The sequence below is a fragment of the Kitasatospora sp. NPDC008050 genome, assembly GCF_042957465.1.
Classification (GTDB): domain Bacteria; phylum Actinomycetota; class Actinomycetes; order Streptomycetales; family Streptomycetaceae; genus Kitasatospora.
Genome location: NZ_JBIBIJ010000005.1, coordinates 108991 through 130546 on the forward strand (window position 1 = coordinate 108991; position 21556 = coordinate 130546).

Consider the following 21556-nt stretch of genomic DNA (forward strand, 5'->3'; position numbering starts at 1 on the left):
AGGGAGGCCGAACTGCTTGGCGGCGCAAACGGGGGTGCAGAAGGGCCCGGCGGAGTGCGCTCACGCGCGACCCACCGGGCCCCTCCCTGGTGCTACTGCGGTACCGCTGGGGTAGCCGCGACTACGGACGTGCTACGACCGGTCAGTTGCCGGACGGCGCGGTCGGGACCGTGATGGCGCCCGAGGTGATCTGCTGGGTGGCCTGGTCCAGCTTGGCCTTCAGGTCGTCGATGTGGCCGCCGGTGGTGGCCAGGCCCACACCGCCCGACTTGAGGTCGAAGCGCTGCACGCCGGTCAGCGGCGCGCCGTCCTTGACGCTCTTGATGTAGTTGTAGACCGCGGTGTCCACGTTCTTCAGCGCCGAGGTCAGGATCGTGTCCTTGTACGGGGCGAGCGCGGTCTGCTTGGCCTGGTCGGTGTCGACACCGATCGACCAGACGGGCTTGCCCGGCTTGTTCGCCGCGGCGACGGCCTGGATCGCACCGGTGCCGGAGCCACCGGCGGCGGCGTAGATGACGTCCGCGCCCTGGTCGATCTGGCCCTGCGCGGCGGACTTGCCCTTGGCCGGGTCGGTGAAGCCGGTGAAGTCCGGCGGGGTGGTCAGGTAGGAGACGTCGACCTTGATGCTGGAGTCGACCGAGGCGACACCCGCCCGGTAGCCGGCCTCGAACTTCTTGATCAGCTCGGACTGCACGCCGCCGATGAAGCCGACCTGCTTGTTCTTGGTCTTGCTGGCGGCGGCGATGCCGGCCAGGTACGAGCTCTGCTGCTCGGTGAACTCCAGCGAGGTCACGTTGCTCGGCTGGGTGGAGGAGTCGGAGTCGATGATCGCGAACTTGACGTTCGGGTGCTCCTTGGCGACCTTCTCGACGGTCGCCTGGTACACGAAGCCGACCGCGATGATCGGGTTGTAACCGTTGTTGACCAGCGTCTCCAGACGGGTCTGCTTGTCGGAGTCGGCCTCACCGGGCTTGGCCTCGGCCTCGTTGGTCGTCAGGCCGAACTCGGCCTTGGACTTGTCCAGACCGGCGGCGGCGAGGTCGTTGAAGCCCTGGTCACCACGGCCACCGACGTCGTAGGCCATACCGACCTTGAGGCCCGAGCCGCCGGAGGATGCGGTGGTGGTGCTGTTGCTCTTTGCGCCGCAAGCGGCGAGCGAGGCGATGCCCAGGGAACCCGAGAGCACAACCGCGGCGAGCTTTACTGAACGGCGCAAGGGAGTTTCTCCTTCTCACACACCCGTTTGGCGTGGTCGGACGTCACCGTAACGCGCGTAGAACACGGTTGTGTTACGGGTCGCCCGGCCCCTCGGGTTGTTATCAAACCGTGGCACGGATGCCCATGAGGTGAACGTCGCACCCCGGTGAGCAGGCCCAGTCTCGCACGGCCTTACCCACCCATCCGCGCCCCTGTTCGACTCCCTGACGCCGCCCCCTCCCCGACTGCCCCCGCCGCCCCCCGGCTCAGACCCGGCCGTGCTCCAGCGCCAGCGAGCCGAAGAGCTCGACACCGATCGCGATCGCCCGCTCGTCCACGTCGAACCGGCCCTGGTGCAGGTCACGCACCCCGGTCTCGTGCGGCGCCCGCACGCCGAGCCGGGCCAGCGCGCCCGGCGCGTGCTCCAGGTACCAGGAGAAGTCCTCGCCGCCCAGGGACTGCTCGGTGCCCTCCACCACCTCTTCATCCTCGGCACCGAACTGACGCGTCATCGCCATCTCCAACTGGGCAATGGATTCAGCCTCGTTCACCACCGGCGGGACGCCCCGCTTGTAGTCCAGGCTCCACTTGGCCCGGTAGGTCTCGGCCATCGAGTCAATCAGCTCGTGCAGCGTGTCCGGCACCTCGCGCCAGCCGGCCAGCTCCAAGCAGCGTACGGTGCCTTCGAGTTCGGCGTGCTGCGGGATCACGTTCGGCGCCGAGCCGGACTCGATCCGGCCCCAGACCAGGCTGACGCCCCAGCGCGGGTCCATCCGGCGGGCGAGCGCGGCGGGCAGCTCGGCGGCGAACCGGCCGATCGCGGTGACCAGGTCCGTCGTCAGGTGCGGGCGAGCGGTGTGCCCGCCGGGACCGTCGAGGTTGAGCACCAGGGCGTCGCAGGCGGAGGTGATCGCGCCGATCCGCAGGCCGATCCGGCCCACCGTCACCCGGGGGTCGCAGTGCACCGCGAAGATCCGTCCGACCCCTTCCATCCCGCCGGCCTCGATGACGTCCAGCGCACCGCCGGGCATCACCTCCTCGGCGGGCTGGAAGATCAGCCGCACCGGCTGCCGCAGCCGCCCCTCGCGCAGCGCGTCGGCCAGCACCAGCGCGGTGCCGAGCACCACCGTGGTGTGCACGTCGTGGCCGCAGGCGTGGCAGCAGCCGGGCACCGTGGAGCGGTACGGCACATCGGACTTGGCGTCATCGATGGGCAGCGCGTCGATGTCCGCCCGGAACGCGAGCATCGGGGTGCCGCTCTTCGTGCCCGCGGGGACGAGGTCGACGAGCAGACCGGTACCGCCGGGCAGCACCCGCGGCATCAGACCCGCGGCCTGCATCCGCTCGCGCAGCAGCCTGGTGGTGCGCAGCTCCTGACGGCCCAGCTCGGGGTGTCGGTGCAGGTCACGGCGGAAGGCAATGAGCTCGGCCTCGTAGGCCCGGACCCGGGCGCGCAGCGCCGCCTCGGTCACGGCGGACGCCCGGTCCCCGGCCGTGGCCGGGCGGGAGGCGGACGCGATGGGCTGCGGGCTTGCCTGCGGGTCGGGCTGAGGACGGTTCACCCCAACAAGAATATGGGGGCGGCCGAGGTTTGGCTTGACTTCGGCCGAATAACTCCCCGGATTGGCGCATACACGGCCAGCGGTTGGGTATGACATCTCGTTTCAGCCGCCTTCCCCGGTGACACCACCCTGGGCGAGATCGGCGGTGTGCCCCGGTCAACGACCGACACGACCGGAGGGTAACGATCCGTCATCCGGCCGTCCCCCGGATGGCCCGCACGTATCAGGATCCGGTCATTCAGGTCATGTACTGGTAAAGAATTCAGACGAAGTCTTGAGCTTCGACCACGCGAGCGAATAGACAACGACCGCACAGTCAGAAACCTCTCCCACGCCCCCGACCCTCCTTCAGGAGCCGGGCCCGGCGGGGGGATCCGTCACGCCCGCGTCCGGTCGGCGCCCACGAAGCGCGGCCGGGCACGCAGTCACCGTTCCCGCCCCCGCGGGGACGGGGCCCTTCCATGAGAGTGGGGAACCCACGTGCCAGCAGCTCGCAGCCGGCTCTCCCGGATAGCGGTGGCGGCTCCGGCCGCCGCCGCCCTGGTCCTGGGAACGCTCGCGTTCGCCAGCCCGGCCATCGCCGACACCACCGCCGGCGACCCCAATGCCGCCAAGGAGCTCACCGGCTCCCACCCCGACTGGGCCACCCCGCAGGCCGACGCCGGTGCGGTGCCCGCGGGCACCCCGGCGACCGCCCGGGTCTACCTGGCCGGCCGGGACCCCCAGGGGCTGGCCGCGTACGCGCAGGCCGTCTCGGACCAGAACTCGCCCGACTACGGCAAGTTCCTCTCCACCGACGAGGCCAAGGCCCGCTTCGGCACCAGCCCCGAGCAGGTCCAGGCGGTCACCCAGTGGCTGACCGGCGCCGGTCTGACGATCAGTGCGACCGACCCGCACTACCTGCAGGTCACCGGCACCACCGATGAGCTGACCCGGGCGCTGGGCGCGCAGTTCCGCAACTACCGCACCGACAACGGCACCCACAAGGCGCCGGCCACCGACGCGGTGGTCCCGGCCACGGTCGCCGCCGATGTCGTCGGTGTCGAGGGCCTGGCCGACACGGTGCAGAAGGCGGCCTCCAACGCCATCTCGCAGGCCGCCGCCGACGTGCAGGCGCAGGGCACCAACCAGCCCGCCGCCGACCCGGCCAAGACGCCCAAGACCCTTCCGACCACCGCGACCTGCACGGACGGCCGGTACGGCTCCAAGACGGCGACCGGTGCCCCGGCCGGCTACGAGAAGAACGAGCCGTTCGCGCCCTGCAGCTACGTTCCCAGCCAGCTGCGCAAGGCGTACGGCGTCACCGACGCCAAGGTGACCGGCAAGGGCGCCACCGTCGCCATCGTCGACGCCTACGGGCTCGGCACGATGCAGGCCGACGCCGACAAGTTCTCCGCCGCGCACGGCGACCAGCCCTTCGCCCCCGGCCAGTACAAGGAGGTGCTCACCCCGAACCAGTGGACGCACCAGGCCGACTGCGGTGACTGGTCGGGCGAGGAGGCGCTGGACGTCGAGATGGTGCACGGCATGGCGCCGGACGCCAACGTGGTCTACGTGGGTGCCAACTCCTGCGAGGACCCGGACCTCAACGCGGCGCTGAGCAACATCGTCGACAACCACCTCGCCGACATCGTCTCGAACTCCTACGGCGAGATCATGCACGGCAAGAGCGGTGACCTCGACCCGGCCGTGATCGCGGCCGACAACCAGGTCTTCCAGCTCGGCGCCACCGAGGGCATCACCTTCATGGCCTCGGCCGGCGACTGCGGCGACAACTCCCCGGGTGCGGCGGCCACCGGCGTCAACTGCCAGGCCGACACCAACCAGGCCCAGACCCAGTGGCCCTCCTCCTCGCCGTGGATCACCGCGGTCGGCGGCACCGCCCTGGAGCTGAAGGACAAGTCGGGCACCTACGGCCACGAGGTCAACATGGGTGACCAGCGCTCGGTGCTCTCGACCGACGGCAAGTCGTGGTCCCCGGCCCCCGGCCAGGCTCCCTTCTACTTCGGCGGTGGCGGCGGCGTCGTCAAGGGCGAGGCCCAGCCGTGGTACCAGAAGGGCGTGGTGCCGGACTCCATCTCCACCGTGGCGGCGGACGGCACCAAGTCGGCCACCCCGCAGCGCGCCACCCCGGACGTCGCGATGAGCGGTGACCTGGTGGCCGCCACCCTGGTCGGCTTCACCCCGGCCGGCGGCGCCTACAGCGAGGGCGGCTACGGCGGCACCTCGGTCTCCTCGCCGGAGTTCGCCGGTGTCCTGGCCGACGCCATCCAGGCCCGCGGCGGCCGCCCGATCGGCTTCGCCAACCCCGACCTGTACGACCGCTACAACACCCGGGCCTTCCACGACGTCAACGACAGCGCGGTGCACACCAAGCGCGGCAACGTGGTGGACCTGGGCATGGTCAACGGCGCGCTGAAGGTCCGCCTCTACAAGATCGGCGCGGACTACGGTCTGTCGGCGACCAAGGGCTACGACACCGCGACCGGCCTCGGCTCGCCGGCCAAGGACTTCTTCAAGTCCTTCACCCTCAAGCACGCCAACCAGGGCAGCGCCAACACCGCTGACGACCAGGGCGACGACAACGCCCAGGACTGACCGCGCCGAGCGCTGAACATGTGGGGCCCGCAGCCGGTGGCTGCGGGCCCCACATCCGTTCCGGGCGGTGCGATGATGACCCGGCAGGCTAGGGCACGAACAGAGGAGCGAGACGGATGGGTACCGGTCGGCACAAGGTCGCGGTGGTCACGGGAGCCAGCAGCGGGATCGGCGCGGCGACCGCGCGCAGGCTGGCGGCCGAGGGCTTCGAGGTGGTGCTGACCGCGCGTCGCACCGAGCGGATCGAGGAGCTCGCCAAGGAGATCGAGAGCCAGGGCGGTGCCGCCCGCGCGATCACCCTGGACGTCACCGACCGGGCCGCGGTGGACGCCTTCGCGGTGGCGCTGGGGCAGATCGACGTCCTGGTGAACAACGCCGGCGGGGCGTTCGGCGCCGAGTCCGTCGAGCAGGGCGACCCGGCCGACTGGCTGGCGATGTACCAGGTGAACGTGCTGGGCGTGCTGCACATGACCCAGGCCCTGCTGCCCGGCCTGCGCGCCAGCGGCGACGGCACCGTGCTGATCCTCTCCTCCACCGCCGCGCTCGCCGCCTACGAGGGCGGCGGCGGCTACGTGGCCGCCAAGCACGCCGCGCACACCATCGCCGCCACGCTGCGCCTGGAGCTGGTCGGCGAGCCGATCCGGGTGATCGAGATCGCCCCGGGCATGGTCAAGTCGGAGGGCTTCGCGGTGACCCGCTTCCGCGGCGACGAGGCCAAGGCCGCCGCCGTCTACCAGGGTGTCTCCCACCCGCTCAGCTCCGAGGACATCGCCGACACGGTGGCCTGGGCGGTCACCCGGCCCTCCCACGTCAACATCGACCTACTGGTGGTGCGCCCGCGCGCCCAGGCCTCCAACTACAAGGTGCACCGGGACTGAGCCGGTCCCGCATCGCGACTGATCCGGGCCTGGTGAGGCCCGGTGAAGCCCGGTGAAGCCCGGTGAGGCCCGCGGGAAGAAGGGGTCCGGTAGCGCAGGGGTCACAACTTGATAGCTCGTCAGGGTGAATTCGGCGCGCACTCTCCCCAACTGGTGAGCGCTCAACTACCGTGGTGCCGCTGCCCGGGAGGACCCCGGCATCGCCCGGTCGACCCCGTCCGCGCCGTGCCGTGATCCATGCTGGTTACGTCCGACCCCACGAGCCGTCCGACGCGGTGCGCCGCCCGTTGCTTCCCGCGGGGGCCGCCCGTCGCCCTTCCCGCCTCCCGAGGAGGACCCGCTGGCCAGCGACATCCCGGCCGACATCCCCGCGCCACGGCCGCCCATCCCGCCCATGCCGGCGGTCGGACTGCACCGCTTCAACGAGGCCGACCCCGGCGCCGCGGAGGAGGCGCTCCTGGCCTGCTGCGGCAGCCACCGCTGGGCACTGCGGCTGACCGCTCACCGCCCCTACCCCGATCTGGACTCGCTGCTGGCCGCGGCCAGCGAGGCCTCGTACGACCTGCGGCCCAGCGACCTGGCCGAGGCACTGGCCGACGAGAGCTGGATGCCCCAGCCGCTGCTGGGCATGCGGGCGCCGGGCAGCCAGGCGGCGCACACCGCGCTGCAGGCCGCGCACGCCGCCTACGAGTCCCGGTTCGGCCATGTCTTCGTGGTCTGCCTCGACGGCGTCGAGCCGGAGGAGATGCTGGACACCGTACTCAGCTCGATCCGCACCCGGCTGGCCAACGAACCGGACGAGGAGCGCCTGGTGGCCTCCGAGGAACTGCGCCGGATCGCACTGCACCGGCTGGAGCACCTGGTCGCCAGCGGTACCGCCGGCTGACACCACCGCCCGGGTGGCGTCAGCATCTCGACGCTCCGTCACCGTATCGTGGCCCACCCGGTTACCCACGGTCATAGTTCCCGGCCCGATTAGGCCGCTCGTGCCTGATTGATCACACTCAAACCCCCCGGAGGCGGTTGCCGACGCGGCGTCGATAGGATGACCGCGGCCGGTGGACCGTATCCGGCCGGGCTGACCGACACCGACGCCGGCCGAGCCCTTCAACCGCTTCCGGAGGGTTTCCCGTGCCGGCTGGAACGCTGTACCGCGGCCGCGAAGGCATGTGGTCCTGGGTGGCTCATCGAGTCACTGGCGTCCTCATCTTCTTCTTCCTTCTCGTCCACGTCCTTGACACCGCACTGGTGCGAGTCTCGCCACAGGCGTACGACTCGGTCATCCAGACGTACAAGACTCCGCTGGTGAACCTGATGGAGTACGGCCTGACGGCCGCCATCCTGTTCCACGCCCTGAACGGCCTGCGGGTCATCGCGGTGGACTTCTGGTCGAAGGGCCCGAAGTACCAGAAGCAGATGCTGTGGAGCGTCGTCGGCCTCTGGGTCGTGCTGATGGCCGGCTCTTTCTACCCGATTCTCCAGCACACGCTGTCCAACTGGTTCGGGAAGTGATGCGCCATGTCGACTGACGCCACCGACCTCGTGGTCCCCTCCGCGCAGGCGCACACCGGCAAGGGTCTTGGCACCGGCAACCCCGCCGACGCCTTCGTGATCCAGCCGCCGCGCACCCGCACCAAGAAGACCCCGCGACGCACCCGCACCAACTTCGAGATGCTCGCCTGGCTCTTCATGCGCCTGTCGGGTGTCGTGCTGGTCGTGCTGATCCTGGGTCACCTGCTGATCATGCTGTTCCTGGACCACGGTGTGTCGAAGATCAACTTCGCCTTCGTGGCCGGTCGCTGGGCCTCGCCGTTCTGGCAGTGCTGGGACCTGCTGATGCTCTGGCTCGCCATGCTGCACGGCGCCAACGGCATGCGCACGGTGATCAACGACTACGCCGAGAAGGACTCCACTCGGCTCTGGCTGAAGGGCCTGATGGGCGCTGCCACGGTGTTCACCGTGCTGCTCGGCACCCTGGTCATCTTCACCTTCGACCCGAACATCTAATCGGCCATCGCAGAGCCAGCAGAGCCAGAGGCGAACTAACCCCCATGCAGATTCACCAGTACGACACCGTCATCGTCGGCGCCGGTGGCGCCGGCATGCGCGCGGCCATCGAGTCGACCCAGCGCAGCCGCACCGCGGTGCTGACCAAGCTCTACCCGACCCGGTCCCACACCGGCGCGGCCCAGGGCGGCATGTGCGCCGCCCTGGCCAACGTCGAGGAGGACAACTGGGAGTGGCACACCTTCGACACGGTCAAGGGTGGTGACTACCTGGTCGACCAGGACGCCGCCGAGATCATGTGCAAGGAGGCCATCGACGCCGTCCTCGACCTGGAGAAGATGGGTCTGCCCTTCTCCCGCACCGAGGCCGGCCGGATCGACCAGCGCCGCTTCGGCGGCCACACCCGCAACCACGGCGAGGCGGCCGTGCGCCGCTCCTGCTACGCGGCCGACCGCACCGGTCACATGATCCTCCAGACGCTGTTCCAGAACTGCGTCAAGCACGGCGTCGAGTTCTTCAACGAGTTCTACGTCCTCGACCTGCTGATCAACGAGGGCAAGACCTCCGGCGTCGTCGCCTACGAGCTGGCCACCGGCGAGATCCACGTCTTCCAGGCCAAGGCCGTGGTCTTCGCCTCCGGCGGCACCGGCAAGTTCTTCAAGGTGACCTCCAACGCCCACACCCTCACCGGTGACGGCCAGGCCCTGGTCTACCGCCGCGGCCTGCCGCTGGAGGACATGGAGTTCTTCCAGTTCCACCCCACGGGCATCTGGCGGATGGGCATCCTGCTCACCGAGGGCGCCCGCGGCGAGGGCGGCATCCTGCGCAACAAGGACGGCGAGCGCTTCATGGAGCGCTACGCCCCGGTCATGAAGGACCTCGCGTCCCGTGACGTCTGCTCGCGCGCGATCTACACCGAGATCCGCGAGGGCCGCGGCTGCGGTCCCGAGGGCGACCACGTCTACCTGGACCTGACGCACCTTCCGCCGGAGCAGCTGGACGCCAAGCTCCCGGACATCACCGAGTTCGCCCGGACCTACCTCGGCATCGAGCCCTACACGGACCCGATCCCGATCCAGCCCACCGCGCACTACGCCATGGGTGGCATCCCGACCAACGTCGAGGGTGAGGTGCTGCGCAACAACACCGACATCGTCCCGGGCCTGTACGCGGCCGGCGAGGTCGCCTGCGTGTCCGTGCACGGCGCCAACCGCCTGGGCACCAACTCGCTGCTGGACATCAACGTGTTCGGCAAGCGGGCCGGTGTCGCGGCCGCCAACTACTCGTCGACGGTGGACTTCACGCCGCTCCCCGAGAACCCGGCCGAGAAGGTGCAGGCGCTGGTCGACGGCCTGCGCGAGTCGACCGGCACCGAGTCGGTGGCGCAGATCCGCAAGGAGCTGCAGGAGACCATGGACGTCAACGCCATGGTCTACCGCACCGGCGCCACCCTGAAGCAGGCCTGCGAGGACATCGCCGCGCTGCGCGAGCGCTACAAGCACGTGGCGATCCAGGACAAGGGCTTCCGCTACAACACGGACCTGCTGGAGGCCGTCGAGCTGGGCAACCTGCTCGACCTGGCCGAGGTGCTGGTGGTCTCCGCGCTGGCGCGTCAGGAGTCGCGCGGCGGCCACTTCCGCGAGGACTTCCCGACCCGTGACGACGTGAAGTTCATGCAGCACACCATGGCGTACCAGGAGGTGGCCGAGGACGGCACCACCTCAATCCGCCTCGACTACAAGCCGGTTGTCACGACCCGCTACCAGCCGATGGAGCGTAAGTACTGATGAGCGCCCCCACGATCGACGCACCGCACTCGGCGGCGCTGGACGCGGCCGAGGCCGGCGGCGTGCAGATGATCAACTTCACCCTGCGGATCCGCCGGTTCAACCCGGAGGAGCACCCGGACCCGGTGTGGGTCGACTACCAGCTCACCATGGACCCCAAGGAGCGCGTCCTGGACGCCCTCAACAAGGTCAAATGGGAGCAGGACGGCACCCTCACCTACCGCCGCTCCTGCGCGCACGGCATCTGCGGCTCGGACGCCATGCGGATCAACGGCCGCAACCGGCTGGCCTGCAAGACCCTGCTGAAGGACGTCACCGAGCCGGACGGCAAGGGCGGCATGAAGCCGATCACCATCGAGGCCATCAAGGGCCTCGCGGTCCTCAAGGACCTGGTGGTCGACATGGACCCGTTCTTCCAGGCGTACAAGGACGTCATGCCGTTCCTGATCACCAACGGGAACGACCCGACCCGCGAGCGCCTGCAGTCCGCCGAGGACCGCGAGCGCTTCGACGACACCACCAAGTGCATCCTGTGCGCCGCGTGCACCTCGTCCTGCCCGGTCTTCTGGAACGACGGCCAGTACTTCGGCCCGGCCGCCATCGTCAACGCGCACCGCTTCATCTTCGACTCGCGCGACGAGGGTGCCGAGCAGCGCCTGGAGATCCTCAACGACCGTGAGGGCGTGTGGCGCTGCCGCACCACCTTCAACTGCTCGGAGGCCTGCCCGCGTGGCATCGAGGTCACCAAGGCGATCCAGGAAGTCAAGCGCGCCCTGGTGACGCGCCGCTTCTAACGCTCCGCTTCGCGGTACAGCACAGGGCCCGTCCGGTATCCACCGGACGGGCCCTGTGCTGTCGTACGGCCGGGCTACTTCAGCGCACCGGCGTCGTACGGGGTGCTCCAGCCGGCGAAGACGTCCAGGTGCCCGTCACCGGTGACCGCCCACAGGTCCGGCACGCCGTCGCCGTCCAGGTCACCGGAGCTGCCCAGGGTGGGGTAGGCGGCAGTGGTGAAGCCCGTGGCCACAACGTTCGCGGTGGGGTCGGCCAAGGCGGAGAAGTCGAAGGTGCCGTCGGCCTTCTTGGGCAACGTGAAGGCGTGCAGCGCGCCGCTGGCGCGGTCGCGGGCCCAGAGCGCCAGGTTGCCCTGAGCGTCGGGGCCGGGGGCGACCAGGTCGTAGCCGCTCCAGTTGCCCGCGGTGGTCAGCTGCTGGGCGACGGTGAAGCCTCGGAAGTTGACGTGCTCGAAGAGCCACAGGTTGCCGCCCTCGACGGTGAGCAGCGAGGCGTCATTCGGTTGGCCCGGATCGGTGGAGCCGAGCGCGACGAGCTGTGTCACCCCGGACCAGTCGGAGCCGTAGCCCACCGGGCAGCTGATGGTCGCTCCGGTGACGTCCTGGCAGGTCGTCGGCCGGCTGACCAGCATGGCGTTCTGCCCGCCGAGTTGCAGCGACCCCTCGTTGCGGTATGCGTTGAGGGTGCCGGGGGCCTTCGGGTCGTGCGCGAAGACCGTGTCGGCGGTCGCGGTGTTCGGTATCCAGCCCCGGTGGGCGATCTGGAGACCGCTCCAGCCGGCTCCGCCGGGCGCATCGATCGCCGGGAAGGTCTCCTTTGGCGTGGTGGTGCCGCTGTTGCCGGGAATCACCTGGAGGACGCCCGCGCTGTCGGGCACCACGATGTCGGGAACACCGTCGTTGTCGACGTCGCCCGGGGTGGCCGGCGGGTTGGGGTTGCTCGGTGCTTCGAAGTTGTACGTCACGGACTGCGACACGTTGTCCGCGTTGTCGATCGCCTGGACCTGCAGGGTGTTCGGTCCCCACTGACCGGGCGTCAGCTGCACGCTCGCCTTGCCAGTGGCGTCGGGTACCACGGTGTTCGGGCCAGCGCAGCCCGTGAAGATGCCCAACGTGGCCGGAGTGAGCGCGTACTCGAAGCACGCCACCCCCGACGCCGCGCCGCCCGCCGGGGCCGGGTCAGCGCCCGTGAAGGTGAAAGTGCCGGCCTGGCCGGCGTACTTGGTCGCGGTCTTGCCCGAGCCGTCGGCCGGGAAGTCGGTCGAGTCGACGCTCACCGTCGGCGGCGTGCGGTCCACCCGGAAGTGGCACTTGGCCGAGGCCGCCGGCATCCCGCCGGTCACCGACCAGGCGCGCCAGGAGTAGGAGTGACCGTCCTTCAGGTCCGGCAGCTGGACGGCGGCGGTGCCGTTCGCCACGGGGGCGTCGGCCTGGAAGGCGCTGCTGAAGGGGGTGCTGGTCTCGTCGGTCACCGAGATCTTCGGCACCGTGGTGCTGCCGGTCGGAACCTGGACGTCGACGCTGAGGGTCGGCGGGCCGGTGGTCAGGCCGATCCACCCCGGGGTGGTGGTGTCATCGCAGGCGTTGCCGCTCGCACCGGTCGAGGCGATCACCGGCGTGGGTGTCGCCCGCGGGTTGCTGTAGGACAGTCCGCTGCCGGCGAAGGCGCTCGGCGCGGTGGCCAGGCCGGCGGCCAGGGTGAGCACACCGCCGGCAGCCAGGAGTCGGGTCGTGGACAGCACGAAAAGAGGTCCCCCCTCGAATATTCGTTCGCACGGCATGCGAAGCAGGGAGACTCTGGCAGCCGCCAACCCGTCAGGTCAACGACTTTGTGGCAGGGCTCGCCGTGGCCGTGCCGCGCAGCCCCCTGATCCCCACCAGGCCCACCAGAACCCCCAGCACGAAGGACGTGACGGCCAGCGTCAGGTGGATCCAGAAGAAGGCGGTGGGGTGGCTGTGGTCGCCGTTGGTGAAGGCCTGGTGGGCGGAGTCCGCCCACAGGTTCTTGACGAAGGTGGTCCAGATGATGACGGACCAGACCCCGAAAGCGACGAGGAACCAGGAGGTGCGGCGGCTGAGCTTCATGGCGGGCGGTCCTTCGCGGTGCGGGCGGGGCGGGCGTTTCCCAGTATGGGCAGGCGGCCGATCGGCCCAGGCGGCGGTCCCCCTTCCAGGGGACGCGGGCGACGGCCCGGGCGGGGCGAGCGTTGGACTGGGTACGGACACCGAGTGCAATTGGATGCTTACCTGATGTGTCGTACCAGTCTGCGCAACCGTCCCTGCCGGCGGCCCGGCCGCCGGGCCGCCACGCTGACCGCCGCGCTGGCCACCGCCCTGGTGCTGGCCACCGCGCCCGTCGCCACCGCGCTGGCCACCGGCGAACCGCCACCGCCCTCGGCGGTCGGCGGCGAGCGGCTCGCCCAGTCGGGGGTCCAGGTCTCCCTGGGGAGCTCGGCACCGAAGCTGCCGACCGGGCTGACCGGGATGTCCTGGCTGGTGGCCGACGCCGACACCGGCGACGTGCTGGCCGCCTACAACCCGCACCTGCGGCTGCCTCCCGCCAGCACGCTGAAGATGCTCTTCGCCGACACCGTGCTGCCCAAGTTCGACCGCCGGACCGTGCACACCGTCGCGCCGGACGAGCTGGCGGGGCTGGGTGCCGGCAGCAGCCTGGTGGGCATCAAGGAGGACCTGGACTACCGGGTCGAGGACCTGTGGCGCGGGGTCTTCCTCAGCTCGGGCAACGACGCGGTGCACGTGCTGGCCCACATGAACGGCGGGGTCGAGGAAACGGTCCGCCAGATGCAGCAGCGGGCCGTCGAACTGGGCGCCGCCGACACCCATGTGGTCTCGCCGGACGGCTACGACGAGGACGGGCAGCTCACCTCGGCCTACGACCTGACGCTCTTCGCCCGCGAGGGGCTGCGCAACCCGGACTTCCGCTCCTACTGCGCCACCAAGGACGCCCAGTTCCCCGGGGCGGTGGACAGCCGCACCGGGCAGCGCGGCACCTTCGGCATCCAGAACACCGACCGCCTGCTCGGCAGGTACCCGGGGCTGATCGGCGTCAAGAACGGCTACACCACCAACGCGGGCAGCACCTTCGTCGGGGCGGCCCAGCACGACGGGCGCACCCTGCTGGTGGCGGTCATGCACCCCGACACCTACATGAAGGTCTACGACGAGACCGCCGCCCTGCTGGACTGGGGCTTCGCGGCGGCCGACCACGTGACGCCGGTCGGCAAGCTGGTCACCCCGAAGCAGCCCGCCGAGACGGCCCCGGCCCAGGGCAAGGGATCGGCGGCGGCGAGCCAGCTCGCCGCCGCCCCGGCCCCCGTTCCGGCCAAGGCGGGCCCGGCCGGCGGCGGCCCGGGCAGGCTGGCCGGGGCGCGGGAGCGCGGCCCGGGCCTGCTCGGCCCGGAGACCTGGACGGTGACCGGCGCCCTCACCCTCAGTGCGGCGGCGGCCCTGTGGCTGCTGCGCGGGCGCCGCCGCGGGCCGCTCGCCGCAGCCTCGCGCAGGAGCCCCGCGACGGTTGCGCAGACGCCCCTCGGCCTGGCCTTCGACTCCACCGAGGCCCCCACCCAGGCGCCCGAGGAGACCGGCGGCGCCACCGCGGTGGGTCACCGCTAGCGGCCGCTCCCCCGGGCGCCGGCGCCGGCGTCCCCCGGACCCGCGGCTACCCCCGGGCGGGCACGACGCCGCCCAGCTCGCCGGCCGCGCGGTAAGCGGCGTCCGCACTGGCGCGGGCCCGGGCGCGCGCGCCCTCCGGGTCGGCCAGCGCGGTCCAGGACACGCAGTACATCAGCAGTCTGCAGACGAAGTTGATCCAGAGCAGCAGCGCGACCGGGACCCCGAAGGCGCCGTACAGGCTCTTGCCCGCCACCGATCCGAGGTAGGACGAGAGCAGCAGCTTGAGCAGCTCGAAGCCGACCGCCGCGATCAGCGCGGCGGTCAGCAGGTCGCGGCGGTGCTGGCCGCCGATCCGCGGGAAGGGGGCCAGCAGGTACAGGAAGAGCAGCAGGTCCGCGCCGACCGCGATGACGAAGCCGGCCAGCGCCAGCAGGTAGTGCGCCGGTCCCCGGTCGGACAGGCCGAGCCCGGAGGCCAGCCGCCCGGCCAGCTGGGTGGTCACCGCGGAGGCGCCGAGCGAGGCCAGCGACACCACGCCGAGGCCGGCCAGCACCACGCAGTCCCAGACCTTGCGCTGCACCAGGTTCCCGTCCTCCTGCGGCAACTGCCAGATGTCGCGGATCGCGCCGCGCATGGTGTCCACCCAGCCCAGCCCGGAGAGCAGCAGCAGCAACCCGCTGACCGCCCCGACCGTGGCGGCGTTGGCGACCAGCGAGTCCAGGCCGAGCGAGTTCGCCAGGCCGGGGACCTGGTCGGCGATCTTGTGCTTGAGGCTGTCCACCCGGTTCGGGGTCAGGGTGGAGACCGCGATCGCCAGCGCCACGGTGAGCAGCGGGAAGAGAGCCAGGAAGCCGAAGAACGTGACGGCACCGGCCAGCCGGTTGCCCTTGGCCGCGGTGAAGTGCTCGTAGACGCGGTACGGGCGGCTGCGCAACACGGCGACGACGAACGGGCCGATGACCGGCAGCCTGGTGAGGAATCCCATGGGCCACGCCTACCCGGTCACCGAGGGTAAAAGTCCTGGATGGTCCGACTTGCCCTGGAAGGCGCAGCTTCGCCACCCGGCCCGGCCGCCGAGCCGGTCCGCCACCGGATCCCGCCGGGCCCCGGCTGACGCCCGGTCAGGGTCGCTGCACGCGGCGGACGGTGGCCGCGGACCTGCCGGGCGGCCCGGCCGGCGGCACCGCGGGGCAGCGCTCCGCCGGATCGCGGGGCTCGTGGCGCCCGGCCGCGACCCGGGTCCCGGTAGGCGTGGACGGTAGGATCGCGGCGTACCGCCTGTCCTGTGACCCCTGATTCGCGGGGGCCCGCCCCAGGTCGTCGTCCCGCCCCTGATGAAAGGCCCGCCCAGCTGATGGCCCCCCGTCTCTCCGTCGTTGTTCCGATCTACAACGTCGAGCGGTACCTGGAGGAGTGCCTGGAATCCATCGCCGCCCAAACCATGAGCGACCTTGAGTGCATCATGGTGGACGACGGCTCGAAGGACGGGAGCGCGGCGATCGCCGAGGCCTTCGCCGCCAAGGACTCCCGGTTCCGCCTGGTCCGCAAGAAGAACGCCGGTCTCGGCGCCGCCCGTAACACCGGTCTGCTGCACCTGACCGAGGGCACCGAGTTCGTGGCCTTCGTGGACAGTGACGACACGCTGCCGCCGAGTGCGTACCAGCTGATGATCTCCACCCTCGACGAGACCGGCTCCGACTTCGCCACGGGCAACGTGCTGCGCTTCCGCGCCGTGGGCCACTACCCGTCGGGCGGGCACAGCAAGCCGTTCCGGCACACCAAGCTGAAGACCCACATCACCGAGATCCCGGCGCTGGTCACCGACCGCACCGCGTGGAACAAGGTGTACCGGCGCTCCTTCTGGGACGCGGCCGGGCTGCTCTACCCCGAGGGCATCCTGTACGAGGACGCCCCGGTCAGCGTGCCGCACCACTACCTCGCCAAGAGCGTCGACGTGCTCTCCGAGCCGATCTACCACTGGCGCGAGCGCGAGCTCGGCGAGATGTCGATCACCCAGATGCGGACCAACCCCAAGGGCCTGGTCGACCGCGTCACCTCGATGGAGCTGGTGCGCTCCTGGCTGCTCAAGCAGACCGCGCCGAAGTACAAGGAGTACCTGCGCTCCTACGACGAGAACAACCTCGTCGAGGAGATCCCGATGTTCTTCTGGTCGGTGGTCGACGGCGAGCAGGACTACCGGGACGCCTACCAGGAGTGCGTGGGCCGGCTGCTGCGCGCGATCGGGCCCGAGCAGGTCCGCAAGCTGCGTGCGCCGCTGCGGCTGAAGTACCACCTGACCCTGCAGGGCCGGATCGACGAGTTCGTCGAGCAGATGCGCTACGAGGCCGAGAGCAACGGCGCCGCCCCGGCGCGCGGCGTGATCCGCCCGTACGCCGACTACCCGTTCCTGCGCGGCGGGCGCAAGAGCGTGCCCGCCGACGTGCTGCGGCTGGACAACGCACTGGTGATGCGCAGCCGCGTCTACGAGTCGGCCTGGGAGGACGGCAAGCTGCGGCTGACCGGCCACGCGTTCCCCGAGCACCTGGGCGTGGAGCACAAGCACGACCTGGTCCGGATGCTGGTGCTGCGCGAGGCCAAGGGCAAGCGGATCGTCACGTTCAAGACCAAGGCGCAGTACGCGCCGGAGGCCACCGCGAGCTCGCCGCACGACATCTACAGCTGCGACTGGGCGGGCTTCACCAGCTCCATCGACCCGGAGAAGCTGAAGAAGCGCGGCCAGTGGCAGGACGGCAGCTGGCGGGTGCTGATCGGCGGCGTCGGCAAGGCGGGCGTCTACAAGGGCCGGGTCACCGGCGGCTGGGCCGACACCGCGCAGAGCTACCCGATCCACTGGGTCGACGCCAACACCCGCATCGTGCCCATACTGCGCGACAGCTTCCTGCACCTGACGGTGGAGACGCTGCGTGCCGCGCTCACCGGACTGCAGGCCGCCGACGGCGTGATCGAGCTGCGCGGCACGGTGCGCAGCGCCGCGAACCTGTCGGGGATGCGGCTGCAGATGCACCACTCCGAGTCCGGCAACAAGATCGACTTCCCGGTCGAGTTCGGCGCCCCCGCGGGCCGCCCGGTGCCGTTCACCGCGCAGATCCCGGTCGAGGCGCTGGCCGAGGTCCAGGACAAGTGGGCCGAGCTGGACCCCACCGCCGAGACCCGTACCTCCGACCACTGGTACGCCAAGCTGCTGCTGGCCGACAGGACCGTGCTGCAGATAATGGTCGACGACCGGGTTCCGGTGCAGCACCTCGACCTGCCGCTGAACCCCGACGCCCCGCTGGGGACCGCGCGCGTCCTGGTCTCCAAGCCGACCGACACCGGCCACCTGCAGTTCTCCGACCAGCTGGTGCAGCCGGTGGTGGACCGGATCACCGCGGCGGACGAGGACGGCTTCACCCTCGCCGGCCGCTTCCCGCTGCCCGGTGAGCACCACTACGACCTGGTGCTCCAGCACACCTGGCGCGAGGAGGACTACCACCACCCGGTGGTGATCCGCGACGGCCGGTTCGAGGTCAAGCTGCCGGCCGTGCCGATCGACTCGCACGCCGGCCGGGTGCCGCTGCACAAGGGCACCTGGGAGCTGCTGTTCCGCCCGGCGGGCGCCGACCCCGAGCTGGCCTGGCCCAAGGTCCAGGTCGCCCTGGAGGTGCACACCGCGCTGCCCGCCGAGATCCGCGCGCGCGGCAAGCAGGTGGTGCTGGAGCGCCGCTACTACGACACGCTCTCGCTGGAGGCGCACTCCGACCTCGGCCCGCACGAGCGCAGCGGCTACCGCCAGCGCCAGCTGCGCAAGGAGATCTACCCGGCCGCCAAGAGCAAGCCGCTGCGCGACGCGGTGGTCTACAACGTGGCCCACGGCGGCCAGTACGCCGGCTCGCCCCGCGCCATCCACGAGGAGCTGGTCCGCCGCGGCCTGCCGCTGGAGCACCTGTGGACGGTGGACGACCAGCAGGCCGAGCTGCCCGAGAGCGCCCGCGGGCTGCGCCAGTGGAGCCCCGAGTGGTTCGACGCGCTGGCCACCGCCAAGTACATCGTCACCAGCGCCCACCTGCCCGACTTCGTGACCCCGCGCCCGGGCCAGGTGATCCTGCAGACCTGGGTCGGCACTCCGCTCAAGCGGATCGGCCACGACTTCGAGAAGATCTGGTTCATCGACAGCAACTACCTCAAGCACCTGGACCGCGAGGTGCCGACCTGGGGCAAGCTGATCTCCGGGAGCACCTTCGCCACCACGGTGCTGCGCCGGGCGTTCAAGTTCCAGGGCGAGATGCTGGAGACCGGCTACCCGCACAACGACATCCTGTTCTCCCCCGAGCGGGAGAAGCGGGCCGCCGAGGTGCGCCGCCGGCTGGGTCTGCCGGAGGACAAGAAGGTGGTGCTGTACGCGCCGACCTTCCGCGAGGACCGCAAGCGTCCGCACGGCGGCTACCAGATCGACCTGCGGATCGACCTGGACGCGGCCCGCGCCGCGCTGGGCGAGGACCAGGTCCTGCTGGTCCGCCCGCACGCGAACTGCCACGGCACGATCGCGGGCGACGGCAACGGCTACGTCTACGACGTCTCGCGCTACCCGGACATGACCGACCTGCTGCTGGTCGCGGACGCGCTGGTCACCGACTACTCGGCGTCGGTCTTCGACTTCGTCAACACCGGTCGCCCGGTCCTCTTCTTCAGCTACGACCTGGACCACTACCGCGACAACCTGTGCGGGTTCACCTTCGACTTCGAGAAGGAGGCTCCCGGGCCGCTGCTGGCGACCTCCGAGGACCTCGTCGCGGCGCTCGGTGACCTGCCGAAGGTGACGGCCGACCACCGCGAGGCCTACGCGAAGTTCCGCGCGAACTACTGCGACCTGGACGACGGCCACGCCGCCGCCCGGGTGGTCGACGGCATGCTGGGCTGAGCCCGGGTTCGGGCCGCACCGGGACCTCCCGGTGCGGCCCGAACCGAAGAAGGGGCCCGCGCCCTCCGGTCAGCCGGAGAGCGCGGGCCCCTTCGGGGTTCAGCGGGCCTGCCGGGGTTCAGCGGGCCGTCGGGTTCCAGCGGGTACAGCAGGGCCTCAGTGGGACGCCTGCACGGGGACGACCTCCGCCGGGTGGGCGTCCACCGGGTCCTCCTCGGCCGGCTCCTGGCCGCCGCCGACCGGCTCGGGCAGCGTGTTCTCGAACGGTCCGGCCACCGGGAAGTACGCCTGCAGGAACGCCGTGACGAGCCGGTCCTGCTCCGCCCTCGGCACCTGGTCCAACGCGCCGTCGTTGAGGCAGAAGGTGTCGATCTCGCGGGCGTGCAGCAGGCCCGGCAGCTGCTCCAGCGCCGCCCGCCGGTCGACGTCGACATAGCGGTGGCCGATCCGGCCCCAGCCGACGTGGCTGCTGAGGTAGCCGTGGCTGACCGCGAGCGTGACCGGTGCGACGTCGGTCGCCGAGCGGAAGGTCGAACGGGCGGTGGCGGACAGCTCCGCGTCGAAGAGCTCGGCGCTCTCGGCGAGCAGCGTGCGGGTCAGCGGATAGGGCACGTGGCTCAGGGTGTTGGTGGTGTCCCGGCCATAGGCACGCCGGACCAGTTCCCGGGTGTTCTTCTGCGCCGAGACGTACTCGTCGTCGTCGCCCGTCACCCGGCCCGGCGGGATGACCCGGGAATCCAGGTTGACCAACGGCGAGCCGTTTCCCTGGAAGAACTGTTCGGGCCGAACCGGACGGCCGAGAAACATATCGTCATTGAAATAGAGGAAATGTTCGGCGAGCTCCGGAATTCGGTGCAGCTGCGTTTCGATCGAATGCGAGTTGAACACCGGCAGCACCGAGGGGTCGGCGTACAGCTCCCGGTGGGAGACCACGGTGAGGCCGGGGTGCGCGGTCTCCAGCCAGTCGGGCTGCTGCCCGTCGGTGACCAGGAACACCTGCCGGATCCAGGGGGCGTACATGGCGATCGAGCGCAGGCAGTAGCGCAGTTCGTCCCGATTGTGAAAGCGCTCGGTGCCGCTCCCGGTGGCCGGCGGCTCGGCCATCCGGGCCAGCGTCGCCTCCCGCTGACCGCGCCAGACCGGGTCGCTGTCGTCCACCCAGGTCACCACCGCGTCCACCGGGAAGGTGACGTCGTCCAGCAGCGGGCGAGCGAAGGCCTTCGGCGCGGGGTACTCCCGGCCGCCGATCCGCACCGTCGCGTCCGCCTCCAGGGAGGGCACCCACCAGCCGAACGGGGGTTCGTGGATGGCCGCGATGGCGCCGCTGGACGGCGCGGCCGAGTCCCAGAAGTCCAGGTCGCAGCCGTGCTCGGGGCCGTAGACCAAGGTCCGGCCGCTGGTCACCACCGGCCGGTAGATCCGCACGCCCTTGACCCGGACCCGCTCGGACTCGGCCTGCTCCGGCTCGCTCTGCTCGTGCTCGGGCTCGACCTGCTCGTCGGCAGGTGACTCGTCGGCGGCCGGCTCCGGGTGGCCCTCCAGGGCCTCGACGGCCGCCGGCAGGTTCTCCGCCAGCACCGTCCGGAGGGTGACGTCGTGGCCGAGCAGGTCCGCGTAGACGGGCTGCCCGGCGAAGGCGGCGGCCAGCGTGGCGAGCACCTCGGCACGCTGCCCCGGCGCGATCACCACCCAGTGGCGGGCCTCCTGACCGCGCATCGGGGCGAAGGTCAGCTCGGCGCCGATCAGCAGCTCGGTCACCTCGGTGAAGCTGCGCAGGAAGGCGTCCCCGGAGAGCAGGTCGTCGCGGACCTCGGTCACCAGGCCGTCGTGCCGCACCAGCGCCGGCTGCTGCTCCAGCAGCCGCTCCTCGCGCTGCCACCGCAGTTCCTCGGCGGTCGGCGGCGCGGGCTGCGGCTCGGGCTCGGGCTCCGGTTGGGGCTCGGGCTCCGGGGCGGACGGCAGCACCTGTTCGGTCACGCGCTGCCGGGGCAGCAGCCCGGACCGTACGCCGACCCGGCGAGCCCTGCGGGTGACGGCGCGCACCACTCGCCGGACCGTTCGGGGACAGCGCATCATCTCTCCAGACGGTGAGCCCTCTGACCGCTCCAGGCCCCCCGCGGCCATTACCGGGCGAGTATAGCGCTCAGCAGATGGTGGGGTGAATGAGAAAGTAATAAAAACC

15 protein-coding genes are annotated in these 21556 nt (G+C 70.8%); 9 read left to right on the forward strand and 6 right to left on the reverse strand.

The features are described 5' to 3' along the window. Positions 1-142: 142 nt before the first annotated feature. Together ACFZB9_RS11895 and ACFZB9_RS11900 are read right to left on the reverse strand one after the other, a co-directional pair. Positions 143-1216, reverse strand: a complete 1074-nt coding sequence (locus ACFZB9_RS11895; protein ID WP_391446111.1) for a BMP family protein — start codon at positions 1214-1216, stop codon at positions 143-145. 247 nt (positions 1217-1463) lie between these two features. Beyond that, on the reverse strand, positions 1464-2669 hold the full coding sequence (locus ACFZB9_RS11900) for an amidohydrolase (protein ID WP_391446734.1): 1206 nt from the start codon (positions 2667-2669) through the stop codon (positions 1464-1466). Between the two features lie 570 nt (positions 2670-3239). Here ACFZB9_RS11900 and ACFZB9_RS11905 point away from each other — a divergent pair. The 7 genes from ACFZB9_RS11905 (at position 3240) to ACFZB9_RS11935 (ending at position 10823) form a co-directional block, all read left to right on the forward strand. After that, positions 3240-5357: a protease pro-enzyme activation domain-containing protein gene (locus ACFZB9_RS11905; protein ID WP_391446113.1), complete on the forward strand. Its 2118-nt coding sequence runs from the start codon at positions 3240-3242 to the stop codon at positions 5355-5357. Positions 5358-5473: 116 nt separating this feature from the next. Further along, positions 5474-6235 carry an SDR family oxidoreductase gene (locus ACFZB9_RS11910; RefSeq protein WP_391446115.1) on the forward strand — a complete coding sequence of 254 codons (762 nt, stop codon included), beginning with the start codon at positions 5474-5476 and terminating at the stop codon, positions 6233-6235. A gap of 394 nt (positions 6236-6629) precedes the next feature. After that, positions 6630-7121 carry a 2-oxo-4-hydroxy-4-carboxy-5-ureidoimidazoline decarboxylase gene (locus ACFZB9_RS11915; RefSeq protein ID WP_391446117.1) on the forward strand — a complete coding sequence of 164 codons (492 nt, stop codon included), beginning with the start codon at positions 6630-6632 and terminating at the stop codon, positions 7119-7121. Between the two features lie 245 nt (positions 7122-7366). Next, positions 7367-7747: a succinate dehydrogenase, cytochrome b556 subunit gene (sdhC, locus tag ACFZB9_RS11920; protein ID WP_327067292.1), complete on the forward strand. Its 381-nt coding sequence runs from the start codon at positions 7367-7369 to the stop codon at positions 7745-7747. Positions 7748-7753: 6 nt separating this feature from the next. Next, on the forward strand, positions 7754-8242 hold the full coding sequence (gene sdhD, locus ACFZB9_RS11925) for a succinate dehydrogenase, hydrophobic membrane anchor protein (protein ID WP_391446119.1): 489 nt from the start codon (positions 7754-7756) through the stop codon (positions 8240-8242). A 44-nt stretch (positions 8243-8286) separates the two neighbouring features. Further along, positions 8287-10029: a succinate dehydrogenase flavoprotein subunit gene (sdhA, locus tag ACFZB9_RS11930; RefSeq protein WP_391446121.1), complete on the forward strand. Its 1743-nt coding sequence runs from the start codon at positions 8287-8289 to the stop codon at positions 10027-10029. Continuing rightward, positions 10029-10823, forward strand: coding sequence for a succinate dehydrogenase iron-sulfur subunit (locus ACFZB9_RS11935; RefSeq protein ID WP_391446123.1), 795 nt, complete (start codon positions 10029-10031; stop codon positions 10821-10823). The genes sdhA and ACFZB9_RS11935 overlap by 1 nt, the downstream gene beginning before the upstream one ends. 74 nt (positions 10824-10897) lie before the next feature. Here ACFZB9_RS11935 and ACFZB9_RS11940 read toward each other — a convergent pair whose 3' ends face one another. Together ACFZB9_RS11940 and ACFZB9_RS11945 are read right to left on the reverse strand one after the other, a co-directional pair. Then, the gene (locus ACFZB9_RS11940) at positions 10898-12565 is read right to left on the reverse strand and encodes a hypothetical protein (RefSeq protein ID WP_391446125.1); all 1668 of its coding nucleotides are present in this window, start codon (positions 12563-12565) and stop codon (positions 10898-10900) included. A gap of 73 nt (positions 12566-12638) precedes the next feature. Next, the gene (locus ACFZB9_RS11945) at positions 12639-12908 is read right to left on the reverse strand and encodes an SCO4848 family membrane protein (protein WP_391446126.1); all 270 of its coding nucleotides are present in this window, start codon (positions 12906-12908) and stop codon (positions 12639-12641) included. Positions 12909-13073: 165 nt separating this feature from the next. Between ACFZB9_RS11945 and ACFZB9_RS11950 the strand changes: the two genes are divergently transcribed. Continuing rightward, positions 13074-14456, forward strand: a complete 1383-nt coding sequence (locus ACFZB9_RS11950; protein ID WP_391446128.1) for a D-alanyl-D-alanine carboxypeptidase family protein — start codon at positions 13074-13076, stop codon at positions 14454-14456. 46 nt (positions 14457-14502) lie between these two features. On the opposite strand, the gene ACFZB9_RS11955 is transcribed toward ACFZB9_RS11950, so the two are convergent. Further along, entirely contained in the window at positions 14503-15441 is a 939-nt protein-coding gene (locus ACFZB9_RS11955) for a YihY/virulence factor BrkB family protein (protein ID WP_391446130.1), read from the reverse strand. A 369-nt stretch (positions 15442-15810) separates the two neighbouring features. Between ACFZB9_RS11955 and ACFZB9_RS11960 the strand changes: the two genes are divergently transcribed. Beyond that, positions 15811-19374: a CDP-glycerol glycerophosphotransferase family protein gene (locus ACFZB9_RS11960; RefSeq protein WP_391446132.1), complete on the forward strand. Its 3564-nt coding sequence runs from the start codon at positions 15811-15813 to the stop codon at positions 19372-19374. Between the two features lie 156 nt (positions 19375-19530). On the opposite strand, the gene ACFZB9_RS11965 is transcribed toward ACFZB9_RS11960, so the two are convergent. Further along, positions 19531-21420: a stealth family protein gene (locus tag ACFZB9_RS11965; protein WP_391446134.1), complete on the reverse strand. Its 1890-nt coding sequence runs from the start codon at positions 21418-21420 to the stop codon at positions 19531-19533. Positions 21421-21556 lie beyond the last annotated feature (136 nt).